Annotated in this window: 17 protein-coding genes and 1 tRNA gene; 9 read left to right on the top strand and 9 right to left on the bottom strand. The window is 42.5% G+C overall.

Annotation, left to right across the window (positions count from 1 at the left end; all coding sequences use genetic code 11):
- The 7 genes from gpmI to rpoN form a co-directional block, all read right to left on the bottom strand.
- Positions 1–1,357, bottom strand: a 1,357-nt coding sequence (gpmI, locus tag H540_RS31105; RefSeq protein ID WP_034672117.1) for a 2,3-bisphosphoglycerate-independent phosphoglycerate mutase, incomplete at its 3' end; no start/stop codon positions are given.
- Positions 1,357–2,112 (bottom strand): triose-phosphate isomerase, encoded by a 756-nt coding sequence (gene tpiA / locus H540_RS0127930; protein WP_028403379.1) that lies wholly within the window; start codon positions 2,110–2,112, stop codon positions 1,357–1,359. The genes tpiA and gpmI, both read right to left, overlap by 1 nt.
- The gene (locus tag H540_RS0127925) at positions 2,105–3,316 is read right to left on the bottom strand and encodes a phosphoglycerate kinase (RefSeq protein ID WP_028403378.1); all 1,212 of its coding nucleotides are present in this window, start codon (positions 3,314–3,316) and stop codon (positions 2,105–2,107) included. Before H540_RS0127925 ends, tpiA begins: the two co-directional genes overlap by 8 nt.
- A gap of 639 nt (positions 3,317–3,955) precedes the next feature.
- The gene (gene gap, locus H540_RS0127915; protein WP_028403376.1) at positions 3,956–4,963 is read right to left on the bottom strand and encodes a type I glyceraldehyde-3-phosphate dehydrogenase; all 1,008 of its coding nucleotides are present in this window, start codon (positions 4,961–4,963) and stop codon (positions 3,956–3,958) included.
- Positions 4,964–4,997: 34 nt separating this feature from the next.
- Positions 4,998–6,023: a sugar-binding transcriptional regulator gene (locus tag H540_RS0127910; RefSeq protein WP_028403375.1), complete on the bottom strand. Its 1,026-nt coding sequence runs from the start codon at positions 6,021–6,023 to the stop codon at positions 4,998–5,000.
- A 129-nt stretch (positions 6,024–6,152) separates the two neighbouring features.
- Positions 6,153–6,401 (bottom strand): glutaredoxin family protein, encoded by a 249-nt coding sequence (locus tag H540_RS0127905; protein WP_028403374.1) that lies wholly within the window; start codon positions 6,399–6,401, stop codon positions 6,153–6,155.
- A 13-nt stretch (positions 6,402–6,414) separates the two neighbouring features.
- The gene (rpoN, locus tag H540_RS0127900) at positions 6,415–7,692 is read right to left on the bottom strand and encodes an RNA polymerase factor sigma-54 (RefSeq protein ID WP_028403373.1); all 1,278 of its coding nucleotides are present in this window, start codon (positions 7,690–7,692) and stop codon (positions 6,415–6,417) included.
- Between the two features lie 233 nt (positions 7,693–7,925).
- Here rpoN and H540_RS0127895 point away from each other — a divergent pair, with 233 nt between their 5' ends.
- The gene (locus H540_RS0127895) at positions 7,926–8,354 is read left to right on the top strand and encodes a cell wall hydrolase (protein ID WP_028403372.1); all 429 of its coding nucleotides are present in this window, start codon (positions 7,926–7,928) and stop codon (positions 8,352–8,354) included.
- A 546-nt stretch (positions 8,355–8,900) separates the two neighbouring features.
- Positions 8,901–9,419: a hypothetical protein gene (locus H540_RS0127885; RefSeq protein WP_028403371.1), complete on the top strand. Its 519-nt coding sequence runs from the start codon at positions 8,901–8,903 to the stop codon at positions 9,417–9,419.
- Positions 9,420–9,532: 113 nt separating this feature from the next.
- Here H540_RS0127885 and yhfH read toward each other — a convergent pair whose 3' ends face one another.
- Both yhfH and H540_RS0127880 read right to left on the bottom strand, forming a co-directional pair.
- On the bottom strand, positions 9,533–9,688 hold the full coding sequence (gene yhfH, locus H540_RS32790) for a protein YhfH (RefSeq protein WP_245592381.1): 156 nt from the start codon (positions 9,686–9,688) through the stop codon (positions 9,533–9,535).
- A gap of 804 nt (positions 9,689–10,492) precedes the next feature.
- Positions 10,493–10,568, bottom strand: a tRNA-Arg gene (locus H540_RS0127880).
- Positions 10,569–11,100: 532 nt separating this feature from the next.
- Between H540_RS0127880 and H540_RS0127875 the strand changes: the two genes are divergently transcribed.
- From H540_RS0127875 to H540_RS0127840, 7 genes are all read left to right on the top strand, one after another.
- On the top strand, positions 11,101–11,304 hold the full coding sequence (locus tag H540_RS0127875) for a DUF1657 domain-containing protein (RefSeq protein WP_028403370.1): 204 nt from the start codon (positions 11,101–11,103) through the stop codon (positions 11,302–11,304).
- Positions 11,305–11,384: 80 nt separating this feature from the next.
- Positions 11,385–11,849, top strand: coding sequence for a YhcN/YlaJ family sporulation lipoprotein (locus H540_RS0127870; protein WP_028403369.1), 465 nt, complete (start codon positions 11,385–11,387; stop codon positions 11,847–11,849).
- A gap of 289 nt (positions 11,850–12,138) precedes the next feature.
- A complete protein-coding gene (spoVAC, locus tag H540_RS0127860; RefSeq protein ID WP_028403367.1) occupies positions 12,139–12,615 on the top strand; it encodes a stage V sporulation protein AC in 477 nt (158 codons plus the stop codon).
- The gene (gene spoVAD, locus H540_RS0127855; RefSeq protein WP_028403366.1) at positions 12,616–13,629 is read left to right on the top strand and encodes a stage V sporulation protein AD; all 1,014 of its coding nucleotides are present in this window, start codon (positions 12,616–12,618) and stop codon (positions 13,627–13,629) included.
- On the top strand, positions 13,630–13,980 hold the full coding sequence (gene spoVAE / locus H540_RS0127850; protein ID WP_028403365.1) for a stage V sporulation protein AE: 351 nt from the start codon (positions 13,630–13,632) through the stop codon (positions 13,978–13,980). It abuts the gene before it with no gap.
- A 12-nt stretch (positions 13,981–13,992) separates the two neighbouring features.
- Positions 13,993–14,199, top strand: a complete 207-nt coding sequence (locus H540_RS0127845; RefSeq protein ID WP_028403364.1) for a DUF1657 domain-containing protein — start codon at positions 13,993–13,995, stop codon at positions 14,197–14,199.
- An 18-nt stretch (positions 14,200–14,217) separates the two neighbouring features.
- A complete protein-coding gene (locus tag H540_RS0127840; RefSeq protein WP_028403363.1) occupies positions 14,218–15,087 on the top strand; it encodes a DUF421 domain-containing protein in 870 nt (289 codons plus the stop codon).
- Positions 15,088–15,133 lie beyond the last annotated feature (46 nt).

Below are 15,133 nucleotides of genomic sequence, written 5' to 3'. Positions count from 1 at the left end.
TTAATTCTTCATCCGCGTTGCCGTGGTCTGCTGTAATAATAGCTGTTCCGCCTTTGGCAAGAAGGGCGTCCACTACTTTTCCTAAGCATTCGTCTGTTGCTTCAACCGCTTTAATCGTAGGCTCCATCATACCGGAGTGACCTACCATATCGCAGTTCGCAAAGTTCAAGATAATCATATCGTGCTTGTCGGCCTCAATTTCTTTCACCAACGCATCCGTTACTTCATAGATACTCATTTCAGGCTTCAGGTCGTATGTCGCGACCTTCGGAGAATTGATCAGGATTCGTTCTTCGCCCGGGAATTCCGCTTCGCGTCCGCCGCTGAAGAAGAATGTCACGTGCGGATACTTTTCTGTTTCCGCAATGCGAAGCTGTTTTAATCCTGCCTGAGATACAACCTCTCCTAATGTGTTGTCCAAGTTTGTCGGTTTAAATGCTACATAGCCGCCGACTGTTTCACTGAATTGTGTCATGCATACAAACTCAGGGATACTAGGTACTTTGTCACCACGGTCAAATTCACGGAAGTCTTCGTTCGTGAAGACGCGGGAAATTTGAATCGCACGGTCGGGACGGAAGTTGTAGAAGATAATAGCGTCATCATCATTAATCGTTCCAACTGGTGTTCCGTCTTCTTTCACCATAACAGATGGCAATACGAACTCATCGAAGATACCGTTTTCGTATGAATCGTTTACGCACTCGTATGGATCTTTGTAAGTAGGGCCTTCTCCGTATACCATGGCGCGGTAGCATTTTTCAACGCGATCCCAGCGCTTGTCACGGTCCATGGAATAGTAGCGGCCGGAAACAGTTGCAAACTGCCCTGTACCTGTTTGTTTGATTATATCATAAGCAGCGTCAATGTAGCCCTTTGCTGTTTGCGGACCTACATCACGGCCGTCCAAGAATGCATGAAGATATACCTTCTCTACGCCTTCTTTCGCTGCCAAACGAAGCAATGCAAACATATGCTCAATATGGCTGTGTACACCGCCGTCAGACAATAATCCGAACAAATGAAGACTTGTTCCCTTTGCTTTTACATGGTTAATCGCTTTTAGGAACGTGTCATTCTTTTCGAATTCGCCTTCACGAATTGCTACGTTTACGCGAGTTAAGCTTTGGTACACAATGCGGCCGGCACCAATGTTTAAGTGGCCTACCTCAGAGTTGCCCATTTGACCTACTGGAAGTCCGACTGCTTCACCGGATGCCGTTAAAGTGGTGTGCGGGTACTTGTTCCAAAAACGGTCAAAGTTCGGCTTGTTCGCTTGTGCAATTGCATTGCCATACGTTTCGTCTCGTAAAGCAAAACCGTCTAAAATAATCAATGCTGTTGGTTTCTTGCTCATTACTTAACTGCCTCCAAAAGCTGCAAGAAAGAGTTTGGCTCTAAGCTTGCACCGCCTACTAGCGCACCGTCGATGTCCGGCTGAGACATATATTCTTTAATATTCTCAGGCTTTACGCTGCCGCCGTATTGAATGCGTACTGCTTCTGCAACATCGGAAGAAAACTGCTCTGCCACGACTTTACGAATGTGTGCGCACACTTCGTTTGCGTCGCTAGCAGAAGAAGATTTACCTGTACCGATTGCCCAAATAGGCTCATATGCGATAATAGTCGCTTTCGCTTGTTCTTCTGTTAAGCCGTTCAAAGCTTTTTTCACTTGTTCCGCTACAAGGTCAAAAGTTTTGCCGCTTTCGCGTTCTTCTAATGTTTCGCCGCAGCATACAATCGGCGTTAGGCCGTTTGCAAACGCAGCTAATGTTTTCTTGTTCACTGTTTCGTCTGTTTCCGCAAACATCTCACGGCGCTCAGAATGACCAAGAACCACATAGCTCACTTTTAGATCGCTAAGTGCAGCCGGGCTGATTTCGCCTGTAAATGCACCGCTTTTTTCAAAGTGCATATTTTGTGCTCCTACCTTCAATTCAGAGCCTTCTGCCTTTGCTACAAGACGCTCTAAGAATAGAGCAGGCGAGCAAACAACAGAATCTACTGCATCAGCAGCAGGGATTTGTCCCTTTACTTCCTCTACAAAGCTAACAGCTTCAGACAGAGTTTTATGCATTTTCCAGTTCCCTGCGATAATAGGTTTACGCATTCGGTACACCGTCCTTTTGATTCTTGTCGTTTAGACGCACAACGCCCGGAAGCTCTTTGCCTTCCATAAACTCAAGAGATGCACCGCCGCCTGTAGAGATATGGCTCATCTTGTCAGCTAAACCGAATTTTTCAACCGCTGCCGCAGAGTCACCGCCGCCGATTACAGAATATGTATCTTCAGATTCTGCAAGAGCTTCTGCTACTGCCTTTGTTCCTCCGGCAAACTTGTCCATTTCGAACACGCCCATCGGGCCGTTCCAAACAACAAGCTTGGAATTACGGATGACATCCGCGTAAATTTCACCAGTCTTCGGACCGATATCTAATGCTTGCCAATCGCTTGGAATTGAATCGATGTCGACTGTTTTAGCGTTTGCATTTTCAGAGAAATCATCCGCAACCACTGCGTCTACCGGCATGTAGAAATTTACGCCTTTTTCTTTTGCAATTTGCATGAACTCTCTTGCAAGATCTAGTTTATCATCTTCGCATAAGGATTTTCCAATTTCATGTCCTTGTGCTTTTACGAATGTGTACGCAAGACCGCCACCGATGATTAAGTTATCTACTTTTTCAAGAAGATTGCGGATTACGTCAATTTTATCTTTTACTTTTGCACCGCCAATGATTGCTGTAAACGGGCGATCCGGGTTAGACAGCGCTTTGCCTAATACTTCAATTTCCTTCTCCATGAGAAGTCCGGATACTGCCGGTAAATATTCCGCGATACCTGCAGTAGAAGCATGAGCACGGTGAGCTGCGCCAAACGCATCATTTACATACAAATCAGCAAGCTTTGCAAATTCCTTCGCAAGTTCCGCATCGTTCTTTTCTTCACCTGGATAGAAACGAACGTTTTCAAGAAGCAATACGTCGCCTTCTTTCATGCCTTCGATTGCAGCTTGTACTTTCGGACCGTATGCTTCGTCTGTTTTAATTACATCCTTGCCAAGCAATTCACCAAGGCGCTTTGCTACCGGCGTCAAACGCATTTCTTCTACTACTTGTCCTTTTGGACGGCCGAAATGGCTGGCTAAAATAACCTTCGCGCCAAGTGAAGCCAAATGTTGAATAGTAGGAAGTGCTGCACGGAGACGAGTTTCATCCGTAATTTGACCATCCTTCATTGGTACATTGAAGTCAACACGGCAAAATACTCGTTTTCCTTTCACATCTACGTCACGAATCGATTTTTTGTTCATTGGATTTCCCTCCGATTTGGTTGGATTGACAAAACCCATTCATCAGCTTACCACATTTTTCTGCAAAACGGAACTTCATTGGATGGATTTTGTCCCGCTTATATTTAAGAAAAGCGCAACCGGCTCGTTCAGGTGCAGAACCAGAGGTTCCCCGACCAAGAAAGGCGCTTTTTGCCTTTTTTGCGGCGGGGGTTCTCTGGTGGCAGCACCTAGCCGGTGGAGCTAGACACCACTGAAAAGCGCAACCGGCTCGTTCAGCTCCGGAAGGCAGAGGTTCTCTCCCCAAAAAGGCGCTTTTTGCCTTTATCCCGCTCTAAGCGTCCGTAACAGAGATGCTAGACAAGATGAACAAACGGACGCTAAAAGCCCGATTGATTCAACTAACATCCGTGGAGGAAAAATCATCTCCACGGATGAAGTTTCATCTTATGGGGGGAGGTTCTCTGACAGGAGGAGCTAGCCGGTGGAGCTAGACACCAAGAAAAGCGCAACCGGCTCGTTCAGGTGCAGAACCAGAGGTTCTTCCCTGCAAGAAAGGCGCATTTTCCCTGTAGAACTAGATATATTCAATTAATTCTTTTATAAAAAAAGAAGAGAGGGAACAGTCCCTCTCTTCCCCATGTGATCTATATTTACTGATTAAAGACCTTTAGAAGCGATGTAATCTACAAGGTCTACTACACGGCTAGAGTAGCCAGTTTCGTTATCGTACCAAGAAAGAACTTTCACCATGTTGCCTTCCATAACCATTGTAGATAATGCATCGATTGTAGAAGAGCTTGTGTTTCCGTTGTAGTCGATGGATACTAGAGGCTCTTCGCTGTAAGATAAAATTCCTTTTAGATTGCCTTCAGCAGCTTCTTTCAACGCTGCGTTCACTTCTTCTACAGTTACAGTTTTGTCAAGCTCGGCAACTAAGTCAACAAGAGACACGTTAGGAGTTGGAACGCGAACTGCGCCGCCGTTTAGTTTGCCTTTTAGCTCAGGTAATACAAGAGATACTGCTTTCGCTGCACCTGTAGATGTTGGGATCATGCTCATTGCTGCTGCACGAGAACGACGTAAATCTTTATGAGGCAAGTCTAAAATTTGTTGGTCGTTTGTGTATGAGTGGATTGTTGTCATCATACCGCGTTTGATGCCGAACTTATCGTTCAATACTTTTGCAAACGGCGCTAAGCAGTTTGTAGTACAAGAAGCGTTGGAAATTACATGATGGTTTTTTGCATCGTATTTGTCATGGTTAACGCCCATAACGATTGTGATGTCTTCATCGTTAGCTGGAGCAGAGATAACAACTTTTTTAACAGAACCGCCTAAGTGCTTCTCAGCGTCTGCTTTTTTAGTGAAGCGTCCAGTAGATTCTACTACTACTTCTACGCCGTAGTCGCTCCATGGTAATTGAGCTGGGTCGCGCTCAGCGATAACTTTAATTTCGCGGCCGTTAACTACGATGCTGTCGCCGTTTACAGTTACTTCTGCATTTACAGAACCGTGAACGGAATCATATTTAAGAAGATGTGCTAGTGTTTTAGCATCTGTTAAGTCATTGATTGCTACTACTTCTACATTCGGATTGTTAAGAGCTGCACGGAATACTACACGACCGATACGTCCAAAACCATTAATACCAACTTTAACTGCCATTTGAATTTCCTCCTCGTATAGATCAAAATTTATGTTAAGGGTTAACCCTTAGTAACTCTTTTGCTGCACCTTCATCTGTTACTAACAGAGAAGTGTGGCCTTGCCGAACAACTGCTTGAATTGCTTTTGCTTTAGAAGATCCTCCAGCTACTGCCATAACATGACGTACATGCTGTAAATCTTCAAGCTGCATGCCGACCGTTAGCACTTTGTGGACTACCTCGCCGGTTTCGTTGAAGTAATATCCAAAGGCTTCCCCAACCGCATGACCTTCCACAATCTTATTCCAGTCTGTTTCCGGGGTCTTTCGTCTCCGCGCCATCGTAAGCGCATCGCCGATTCCGTGAATGACAATATTAGAAGACTGAATCAGCTCTAAAATCGATTTCACAGAAGGCTCTGTCATGATGGAAGCATATACTTCGCTGCCGACATGGTCTGGAACATAAAGAAGACGATAACTGCTATTTGTATTCTTTGCCATTTTGGCGCAAATGGTGTTTGCCTCATTTTCGACACTTTCACCAATGCCGCCTCGTGCCGGCACAAACAGCGGATTCAGGTTCTTAAAATCTAGTTGCATCATGTCCGCTACAGCCGCAAGCGTTGTACCCCCGGTTACGGCAACGATATTATTCGCACCGAGACGTTCCTTTATACACGCCACGCTTGCCCGGCCCATCTCTTGCTTTACCCAAGGAGATTCATCGCTGTCACCGGCAACTACAAAAACTTCATCCAGATTTAATGCTTCCTTAAGCTTTTCTTCTAAAAGCTTAAGTCCGGAAATCTCTCGCATAAATTCCTCAAGAGCAATGACAAGAGATGTTCCTTCATCTGTTAAAGTCATCCCTGCAGATGCGACGTGAATTAAGTTTTGTTCCTTTAAAACTTGAACCTCGCTTCGTAAAACCCGTTCTGTCATGTTCAAGCTAGTTGACAAATTCCGGCGTCCAATCGGCTGCGTGAGTCGTATGTACTGCAGAATTTGCATTCTAATTTGCATAACAGGTAGCAGATCGGGCAACAATTTTTTTGCATAGTCAATCCATGCTCGCATATACTTTCTCCTCGCTACTATTCATTCATTCTCACTCTGGTCGTTTTACGTCCCGTGGTGACACATTTTGTCCCGCATGGTTTAAAAAAAATCCCTGCTACGTTTATTATTGTAACAGGACATTGAATCTTATTCAACCCGTGAAAACTTTATTAAGCGCTTACTTATAACATCTTTATGAACAATGCCATATTCAACTTCTTCTCCCTCTATTTCTATGACAGGAATTAAAATTTGATACTTTTCCAATAAAATCTCATCTTTGTAAATATCTATTTCTTCGAGTTCAAATTTATACTCCTGCGCCAACTCATGCAAAATCGTCTTGGCATCGTCACATAAACAGCAATTTTCCTTTCCGTACAACACAACTTTCATTCTTCACACCACGCTATCCAATCGTTTTTCGAAGCGAAGAAGACGGAATCTTCAGCTGTTCGCGGTATTTCGCCACTGTTCTTCTTGATATAATAATACCATGTTCCTGTTCCAAAAGCGCAACAAGCTTTTGATCCGATAACGGTTTTTGTTTATTTTCCTTCTCCACCAAGCTTTTTAACAACTCTTTTACGCGTTTGCTCGAAACGGCTTCATCGTCTTCGCCTGAAACAGAATTGCTGAAGAAGTATTTCATTTCAAACAAGCCATACGGCGTTTGCACGTACTTATTGCGAGTCGCACGGCTGATTGTAGATTCATGCATTTCAAGTTCCTCTGCTACTTCCTTTAAGGAAAGCGGCTTTAAAAACAGCGGACCTTTTTGAAAAAAATCCGTTTGCTTTGCAACGATTGCATCCATCACATTCAAAAGCGTTCTTTTTCGTTGCTCTAAGCTCCTTAGAATCCATTGCACATGCTGATACTTCTGCGATAAATACGAAGCAACTTCCCGTTCTGTTTCCTGCTCAAGCATGGCGCTGTATTCTGAATGAACTTCAATCTTCGGCATGTTGCCCTGCTGCATTTCAATGAAAAGCCTTCCGTTCTCTTTACGGACTGCGAGGTCTGGAACAATATAAATCGGCTTCTCCGAAGAAAAGGCCAGACCCGGCTTGGGCTGAAGAGAAACGATAATCCGCATCGCTTCCTGCAGCTCTTCCGTCTTACATTTTAATACTTGCGAAAGATGCTTCCAATCCTTTTTCGCAAAGGATGCAAAATGGTACTCTATCATTTCTTCCGCCAATATATCCCGTTCTTGTAAGCGCTTTAACTGGAGCTTAAGACATTCTTGCAGCGTACGTGCTCCGACGCCTGCAGGCTCAAGCGACTGTATGATTCTCATGCACTCGCACACTTGGTCAATCGGCATATTTAACAAAGCAGCCAATTCCTCATCCGTCTCGCGTAAGTATCCGTTCTCATCTATATTGTGTACAAGAAAAGCAAGAATCCGTTTTTGTTTTTCCTCAATTACATATTCTTGCAGCTGCTTCAATAAATGCTGCTGCAGCGTATCGCTGTTTGAACTGTAAATTTCCATTCGATTTTCAACTGTGCGCCGTTTCCCCTCAGAACGCTTCAATTCAATAAGGGGATTTTCAAGCGATTGCTCATACAAAAATTCCGTCAGTTCCTGCGCATTATACTGCAACATCGTAATTGCTTGCCGTAATTCCTGTGTCATTGCCAACCGCAGTGTTTGTTCCTGTAACAGACTTGCCTTCAATACAATCTCCCCCTTGGATTCTATTGTACAATACATTGGCACAAAAATTGAATGAAAAAAATAATCCAGCTTCCTTTGTTATTTCATTTTTATTAGTCGACGGCAAAAAATACGACAAAATGGATGAGAAATTCTCCTTCAAGTGCCATAAATAGCTCATCAGATAATTTAATGGTCATTAACCTAACTAAAAAGCAATATTATAGAGGAGAAAATACAATGGAGGTGAAGTTATGGCAGTTGTTAATGCTACGGATTCGGATGTTGCACTCTTAGCAAGGTTGCTTAGGGCGGAAGCCGAAGGAGAAGGGACTCAAGGGATGTTGCTCGTCGGGAACGTAGGAGTCAATCGAATAAGAGCAAATTGTTCCGATTTTAAAGGACTTCGTACCATTCGGCAAATGATTTATCAAGAACATGCATTTGAAGCTGTTCAGCACGGTTATTTCTATCAAAGGGCAAGAGAAAGCGAAAAGCGCTTAGCACGCCGAGCTATTAATGGAGAGAGACATTGGCCTGCAAAATTTAGTTTGTGGTATTTTAGACCACCAGGTGATTGTCCTCCACAATGGTATGATCAACCTATAGTGGGACGTTTCAAGAAACATTGTTTTTATCAACCAACAGCTGCAACCTGTGAACATGTTTATAACACGTATTAAGACAATGATAAGAAAAAATCAATAGTTACAAAGGGAATAGACAAAAGTGTTAATTCAGCACCTTTTTGCTGATTTGAGGAGTTGTATATGCAACTCCTTTTATTTTGCGCCGCATGACCGCCGGTGTGTCTCGTTTAAACAATCCACTTAAGGCTTGTGCTCGGCTTTTCGAGCTCAGCGAATAACCTAATCGTCATCTTGCCGCTAATATCCTCGAATGTGATAGTTATGTCTCCCGAAAGCCTCCTCGTTAACTTCATAAAGAGCTCACCTTTTATTGAGAGCAAACCCTTATTCTGATCTTCGATAGCACACATACGTTATATAAACTCATTGCCATCGTAAATTGCAGCATACCGATGCCACGAATGTAAACGAATGGGTAAAAGTATGCATTCACTGTGATATCTCTTGTCATAGCTTATTACGTAATTCAACTTCTCACGGCTCCTCTTTTATGAAGTAACATTTCAAAATATTCAATTTATTAGTTACAATGAAAATGCATACATAATTACTTGAAAACGTTCAAAGGGGTTGTTCACATTGAAGGGGAAAATAGGTTGGTCAATATTTTGGATTGTGGTCGTTGCCGTAATTTCGTTTTGTGCGTACACCGTCACGCCTTATATTACGGGAGAAAAAACGTTTCAACCCGAAGAAGCGACGGCGTCTTCTTCACAACAAGAAGACAAAGAAAGCGCACCGACAACCGAAGAAGATCAAAAGGCGTCGGAATTCATTTCGCATTATCACCAAATATTGAACGATTTGACGGGTTGGGGACGCATCAACAACCCGAATTGGGACGAAGTTCAATTGAACGCAAAACAAATTGTTGATTCACTTGACGCAATGAAGTATAAAGGGGATTCAGATTTGCAAAAAGATTTCAAAGACATTCGTGAGTTAGCGAAAGACCTTGAAACGGCCAATAATGTATTGAGTACACTTAAACTTCGAAAACTTCACCGATATCTTCACGACCTTGACGTTGTAATGAATCGTGCCGACGGTGACGGCAAATATTACAATATGACGAAGTGGGGAAAAGCGAACAAATAGTGAAGGCGAAACCGTTCTTTTTTCGTATCTAATTTTGTGAAAGATTAACGTTTTCGCCTTTTCACTATTCGCTTATGTGCTTCGATTGCCTTCAAATGAAAGAAGGCGTAACCTTATTGTTCATCGATTATCTCTCTACAATGTTCGCACATGTGTAGGTAAGATTCGTGTTGTTCATCCATTTTCCAGCCACATCCACTACATACTTTTATTGAAATATTTTTATAAAAATCCAGATCTTCGATGTCAAACGCCCCCTTAGATATCATTTTATTGGTTCTGTTGTATTGTTACACAAGAAAACAAATTAACATCTGTTATATAAAACCAATACACAAAAAAGAAGCTTCTATGCAAATTAAACGTAAGGGCTTTTGCGCATTACTCTACTTTTTCTTTCTGCTCCTGTTTATGCATAGCCTTATGAGAAGCAAAAAATAATAAGCATGCCAGTTTTAAACAAGCCCAATTACAGCCGATTTTTAAGAATATATGGGGGGGCGAACACTTTGAGTAGGTACAAAATCGGTAATACAAGTGATTGTAGTAAGGATACTAACGAAAAAATGCCCAATATTACTTGGGGCGGTGCTATTGGATTTCTAATTATAATTCTCTCTGTTTTAAGCTATTTTAAATGGCTATCGCCGTTCTTATCTAAACCCTAATCCATAAAAAAGAAGCCTGTCGCCAGTTATAGCACAGGCTCTTCACATAACGTAGCAGGCACGTAAGGCATTATTAGGTTATTCGTTATATATCCATCTTTCCCGACGTGCAAGGCTACTAAAAAAGAAAAGCCCCGCTAATTGCCCGTAGCGGTACATACGCTTTCGCATAAGGTCTTTTCTGCGTTTTACGATACGTTTTTTAGACAACAAAAAAACCCCAATCTGAAACGAATTTCAGACGGAGGTTTTCCGCTTAAATATTATTAAGTTTTTGGCGCATAATACGTACGTATACGCGACTCCTAACCGCTTAAACCCGCGTTAGGACGTTTCGTACTTCCGTCCTCTCGCGCCATTTTAACAGCGCTGATATCGTCACAAACGCTGTCACATCAAGGTTTACGCGCTCGGAGGGACTCGAACCCCCGCAAGACGTGGTACCGGAAACCACCGCTCTATCCGACTGAGCTACGAGCGCAAATTACATCGTTACAAATACGATGATATTACTGTTTAGCCTCCGTCTCGTTTCCGTTTGTTCTTCCCGAAAATTTGACGCAGGACACGAACACCTAATGCTATGTGTCCGAAATGTTACATACGCTATTATAACGCTTTTAGCCTTCTCACGCAAGCCTAAAAAGCAACGCAGCCTATTTGCTCGGCGCAAGCACATGAGATTTCCTTGGCTATTCAATCTATAGAGTGAATGATAATTTCGACATGTCCATGTGCTATGTGCAACCAAAAGGGAGTATGGTATGCTTCTTCTCTCTGGTCTACCCTTGCATGAACCACTACAAAGGTTTGACCGCTTCTGTACGTCGCCGGATGATCTCTTCCCACTATAAAAAAGGTTTTTTTATTCACTTGTATATATAACGTTTTTAAACATATTGGCCTGTTTATTTCTATATTTTCTTTAGTTACTAAAATTGGAAATAGTATTTCAATGAGAATGAGGCATTCTAAATCTTGTACTTCAATTTCATTTAAGGAGGAGTAAAATCATGACAGTTATTAACAATCTTAAACAAACCGTTTCTGGATTAAAGAGCGCCCAAGCAAGCTTGGAAGGTTTTGCCCTTGACACTGACAACCAGCAAGCAAAACAGTTGTTCAAAAATGCTGCTCAACAAACACAAAGCATTATCGATTCCTTAAACCCGCGCATTCAGCAGGTTGAAACAGAAGAGCCTCAGTACAAGCAGTAATAACATCAGCAGAGAAGGATGATCAAAGATCACCCTTCTTTTTACTCAATTACATAAACCACTGGAAATGGAATGATAGGATGCAAAAAGGTCTAGCTGTAAAAATTTTACTATCTATTTCTTTATTACATCCGCTTATCGGCTGCAGCAATGAAAAAGATAAAAAAACAGCAAAAAAAAATGAGACATCATTAATGAAAATCAGCACGAACTCCTACAACCAGCTTCCCGCTCAAAATGCTGAAAAGCAAATTCGATCCATGGAAGAAATAACAGCTGCCAAAGCTATTGTTTCGGATAAAGAGCTGTATGTTGCTGCACTACCTCAACACCATGAACGCTTTCAATTGGACCGTTTAAAAAAGAAAATGAAGAAAAAACTGGATGTCGCTTACCCTGATTTAAAAATCTATGTAAGTGTCGATAAAAAAATCTTCATGCTGATTGGAAAGCTGAAAAAGGACATCAAAAACAAAAAAGCAGACAAGAAAACAATAGAGAAAAAGATAAAAAAAATAAAAGAGGACATGCATTCCGATACTTGATGTTTTATCAGAAAAGCGGAACCGGCTCGGTCAGCTCCGGAAGGCAGAGGTTCCCTACCCAAAAAGGCGCTTTTTGCCTTTATCCCGCTCTAAGCGTCCGTAACTTAGATGTTTAGACAAGGTGGACAAACGGACGCTAAGAGCCCGATTGATTCAACTAACATCCATGGAGGAAAATCACCTCCATGGATGAAGTTTCATCTTATGGGGGAAGGTTCTCTGACAGGAGGAGCTAGACATGTCCCCCAATTTTATATTTTTTTATTCTTTATAAAAAGGAAGAGTTCATATGTCAAAAAAAAATAAGAATCTGACGCCTGCCCAGCAGGAATATCAGAAATTTGCAAGTGAGCGCGAAATCAAGCGGCCGATTTTAAAAAATTGTATCAAGGCATTTTTTGTCGGCGGATTGATTTGTTTAATTGGTCAACTTATCTCTACTATGTATATTACTTACTTTGATTTTACGGAAAGGTCGGCAGGCAATCCTACTGTAGCTACCATGATTTTTATTTCAATGCTTCTGACAGGATTCGGCATTTATGACCGATTGGCTCAATTCGGCGGCGCCGGCACAGCCGTTCCGGTTACCGGCTTTGGAAATTCGGTTATAGCTGCTTGTATTGAACACCGTACAGAAGGATTCGTTCTAGGTGTAGGCGGCAACATGTTCAAACTGGCCGGATCGGTCATTCTGTTTGGGGTTTTCTCCGCCTTTGTCATTGCAATTATTAAAACCATTTGGATGCAATGGGGAGGTCAGTAAATGTTACAAGGACACCGCACATGGATATTTGAAAATAAGCCAGTAATTCTCTCGACTGGTGTAGTTGGAGGTCCTTTTGAGGCAAACGGAAACATTCCTGAAGATTTCGATCTTCTTCATGAGGATTTATGGATGGGCCAAGACACCTACGAAAAGGCGCATAAAATCCTTTTGGAAGAAGCTTGTAAAAGGGCGACAGAAAAAGCGAAGCTGCGCACAGATGATATTCAATTCATATTGGCAGGGGATCTTATCAATCAAATCACTCCCTCAAGCTTTGCCTCCCGTACACTGGGACTGCCTTATTTCGGGTTGTTTGGCGCTTGTTCCACGTCAATGGAGGGACTTGCTTTAGGCGCATTTATCGTAAACGGAAAAGGTGCCAAATACTTGCTGACAGGTGCATCAAGCCATAACACCGCCGTAGAGAAGCAATTCCGGTATCCCACTGAATACGGGGGCCAGAAGCCTCCTACCGCTCAGTGGACTGTGACAGGGGCAGGCGTTGCCCTGTTAAGCGAGCAAGGCGAAGGCCCTTATGTTACTTCCGCAACAATAGGAAAAATCGTGGATATGGGATTAACCGATCCGTTCAATATGGGAGGCGCCATGGCTCCGGCTGCAGTTGACACAATAGAAGCACATTTAAGGGAGCGCCAAATTGACCCATCCTACTATGACTTGATTGTAACAGGGGATCTTGGACAAATCGGACGGGAGACCGCCCTTGACTTAATGCATAAACACGGATTTTCTATACCGAACGAGCAGTTTCAAGATTGCGGATTAATCATCTACAGAGAAGATCAGCCGGTTTTAGCCGGCGCAAGCGGCGCAGGCTGTTCCGCAACCGTTGTTTACGGTCATTTGCTAAACCGAATGAAAAAAGGAGAATTTAGCAAAATACTTGTAGTGGCAACAGGCGCTTTGCTGTCTCCTTTAACCTTTCAGCAAAACGAAACGATTCCGTGTATTGCACACGCAGTATCCATCGAGTTCGGAGGTGCACAATAAATGATCTTCTTTTGGGCTTTTGTGATAGGGGGAATCATTTGCGTCATTGGTCAAATTATGTTCGATGTATTTAAGCTTACACCTGCTCACACAATGTCTACGCTTGTTGTGATTGGCGCCATATTAGACGGAATCAATTTATATGAACCGCTGATCGACTTCGCCGGAGCCGGTGCAACAGTTCCGATTACAAGCTTCGGAAACGCCCTTGTGCACGGGGCAATGGCGGAAGCGGAAAAGCACGGATTGATAGGCGTTATAACAGGTATGTTCAAAGTAACGAGCGCAGGTGTATCTGCAGCTGTCATCTTCGGTTTTATTGGTGCTCTATTATTTAAACCAAAAGGATAAGAGGTGTTTTGAATGACTGTAGTTTCAAGTGTGAAATCTTGTCTTGCGAGTTTGAAAGGCGCGCAGGCAAACTTAAGCACCTTCGCTCAAAATGCCACTGATGAAGAGGCAAAACGGATTTTTCATGAATGCATGCTCGAAATGGACGATGTGATAATGGATATTCAAAAAAGAGTTGGTGCACTGGAACACGAAGAACCTCAATATAAAGGATTTTAATTGAAAGGGGGAAAATAAATGCCTGAGTTACCGCAATGGCTGGTTCTAATCTTACGTTCCTTCAGCTTTTTAGTTATTTTGTTTTTATTGACAAAATGGCTAGGAAAAAGACAAATATCGCAACTTTCATTCTTCGAATACGTAGTAGGCATCACTATTGGTAGTATTGCTGCTGAGGTATCGACGGGACTTGAACAAAATTATTTACACGGTCTCTATAGTATGCTGGTCTGGGCTGTAGTACCTTTTATCGCTGGTCTTATTTCTTTAAAAAGCAAACGGGCGCGGAATTTTATAGAGGGAGAAGCCACTATCTTTATTAAGGACGGAAAAGTTCTTGAAGACAATTTAAAGAAAGAAAAGTATACCATCGATGAAATGCTGGAGTTGCTGCGCAGAAAAGATGTGTTCAACGTGGCAGATGTAGAGTTTGCTTTATTGGAACCAAGCGGCGATTTAAACGTTTTATTAAAGAAAGAAAACCAACCGATTACTCCAAAGATTCTCGGATTGACAGTGGCGCAAGAGAAAGAATCGCAAGCAGTAATTATGGATGGAAAATTATTAAATCAGCCTCTTTCAGCGAGCGGCCATAATCAAGAATGGCTTCACACTGAGCTGGAAAAGCTGGGAGTTACTTTGGATAACGTATTTATCGGTCAAGTGGACTCCTTTGGACAGCTTACTGTTGATTTATATGATGATAAAATTCAAACTCCTTCTCCTCAAGGAAAACCATTGTTGTTGGCTGCCTTGAAAAAATGCCAAGCTGACCTTGAACTGTTCGCTCTGGAAACAAATTCGATTACAGCTCAAAACATGTATGAAAAGAATGCTGCACGTATGCAGAGAATTTTAGATAAGGTAACCTACCTCCTAAAAGAATAGAGAATCTCTAAAAAGAACGTTTCTGCATAGTTAAGCGTTCTTTTAT

Origin of the sequence: Ectobacillus panaciterrae DSM 19096, from assembly GCF_000430785.1 — a bacterium.
In the GTDB taxonomy this organism is placed as follows: Bacteria; Bacillota; Bacilli; order Bacillales; family Bacillaceae_G; genus Ectobacillus; species Ectobacillus panaciterrae.
This window is presented reverse-complemented; position numbering and strand designations above follow the sequence as displayed.

Coding starts and splice junctions, on each gene's coding strand:
- H540_RS0127845 (WP_028403364.1), top strand. CDS start 13,993: ATGACTGTAGTTTCAAGTGTGAAATCTTGTCTTGCGAGTTTGAAAGGC.
- spoVAC (WP_028403367.1), top strand. CDS start 12,139: ATGTCAAAAAAAAATAAGAATCTGACGCCTGCCCAGCAGGAATATCAG.
- H540_RS0127910 (WP_028403375.1), bottom strand. CDS start 6,023: ATGCGAGCATGGATTGACTATGCAAAAAAATTGTTGCCCGATCTGCTA.
- spoVAE (WP_028403365.1), top strand. CDS start 13,630: ATGATCTTCTTTTGGGCTTTTGTGATAGGGGGAATCATTTGCGTCATT.
- gap (WP_028403376.1), bottom strand. CDS start 4,963: ATGGCAGTTAAAGTTGGTATTAATGGTTTTGGACGTATCGGTCGTGTA.
- H540_RS0127840 (WP_028403363.1), top strand. CDS start 14,218: ATGCCTGAGTTACCGCAATGGCTGGTTCTAATCTTACGTTCCTTCAGC.
- H540_RS0127870 (WP_028403369.1), top strand. CDS start 11,385: ATGCAAAAAGGTCTAGCTGTAAAAATTTTACTATCTATTTCTTTATTA.
- H540_RS0127895 (WP_028403372.1), top strand. CDS start 7,926: ATGGCAGTTGTTAATGCTACGGATTCGGATGTTGCACTCTTAGCAAGG.
- H540_RS0127875 (WP_028403370.1), top strand. CDS start 11,101: ATGACAGTTATTAACAATCTTAAACAAACCGTTTCTGGATTAAAGAGC.
- H540_RS0127925 (WP_028403378.1), bottom strand. CDS start 3,316: ATGAACAAAAAATCGATTCGTGACGTAGATGTGAAAGGAAAACGAGTA.
- tpiA (WP_028403379.1), bottom strand. CDS start 2,112: ATGCGTAAACCTATTATCGCAGGGAACTGGAAAATGCATAAAACTCTG.
- yhfH (WP_245592381.1), bottom strand. CDS start 9,688: ATGATATCTAAGGGGGCGTTTGACATCGAAGATCTGGATTTTTATAAA.
- H540_RS0127905 (WP_028403374.1), bottom strand. CDS start 6,401: ATGAAAGTTGTGTTGTACGGAAAGGAAAATTGCTGTTTATGTGACGAT.
- spoVAD (WP_028403366.1), top strand. CDS start 12,616: ATGTTACAAGGACACCGCACATGGATATTTGAAAATAAGCCAGTAATT.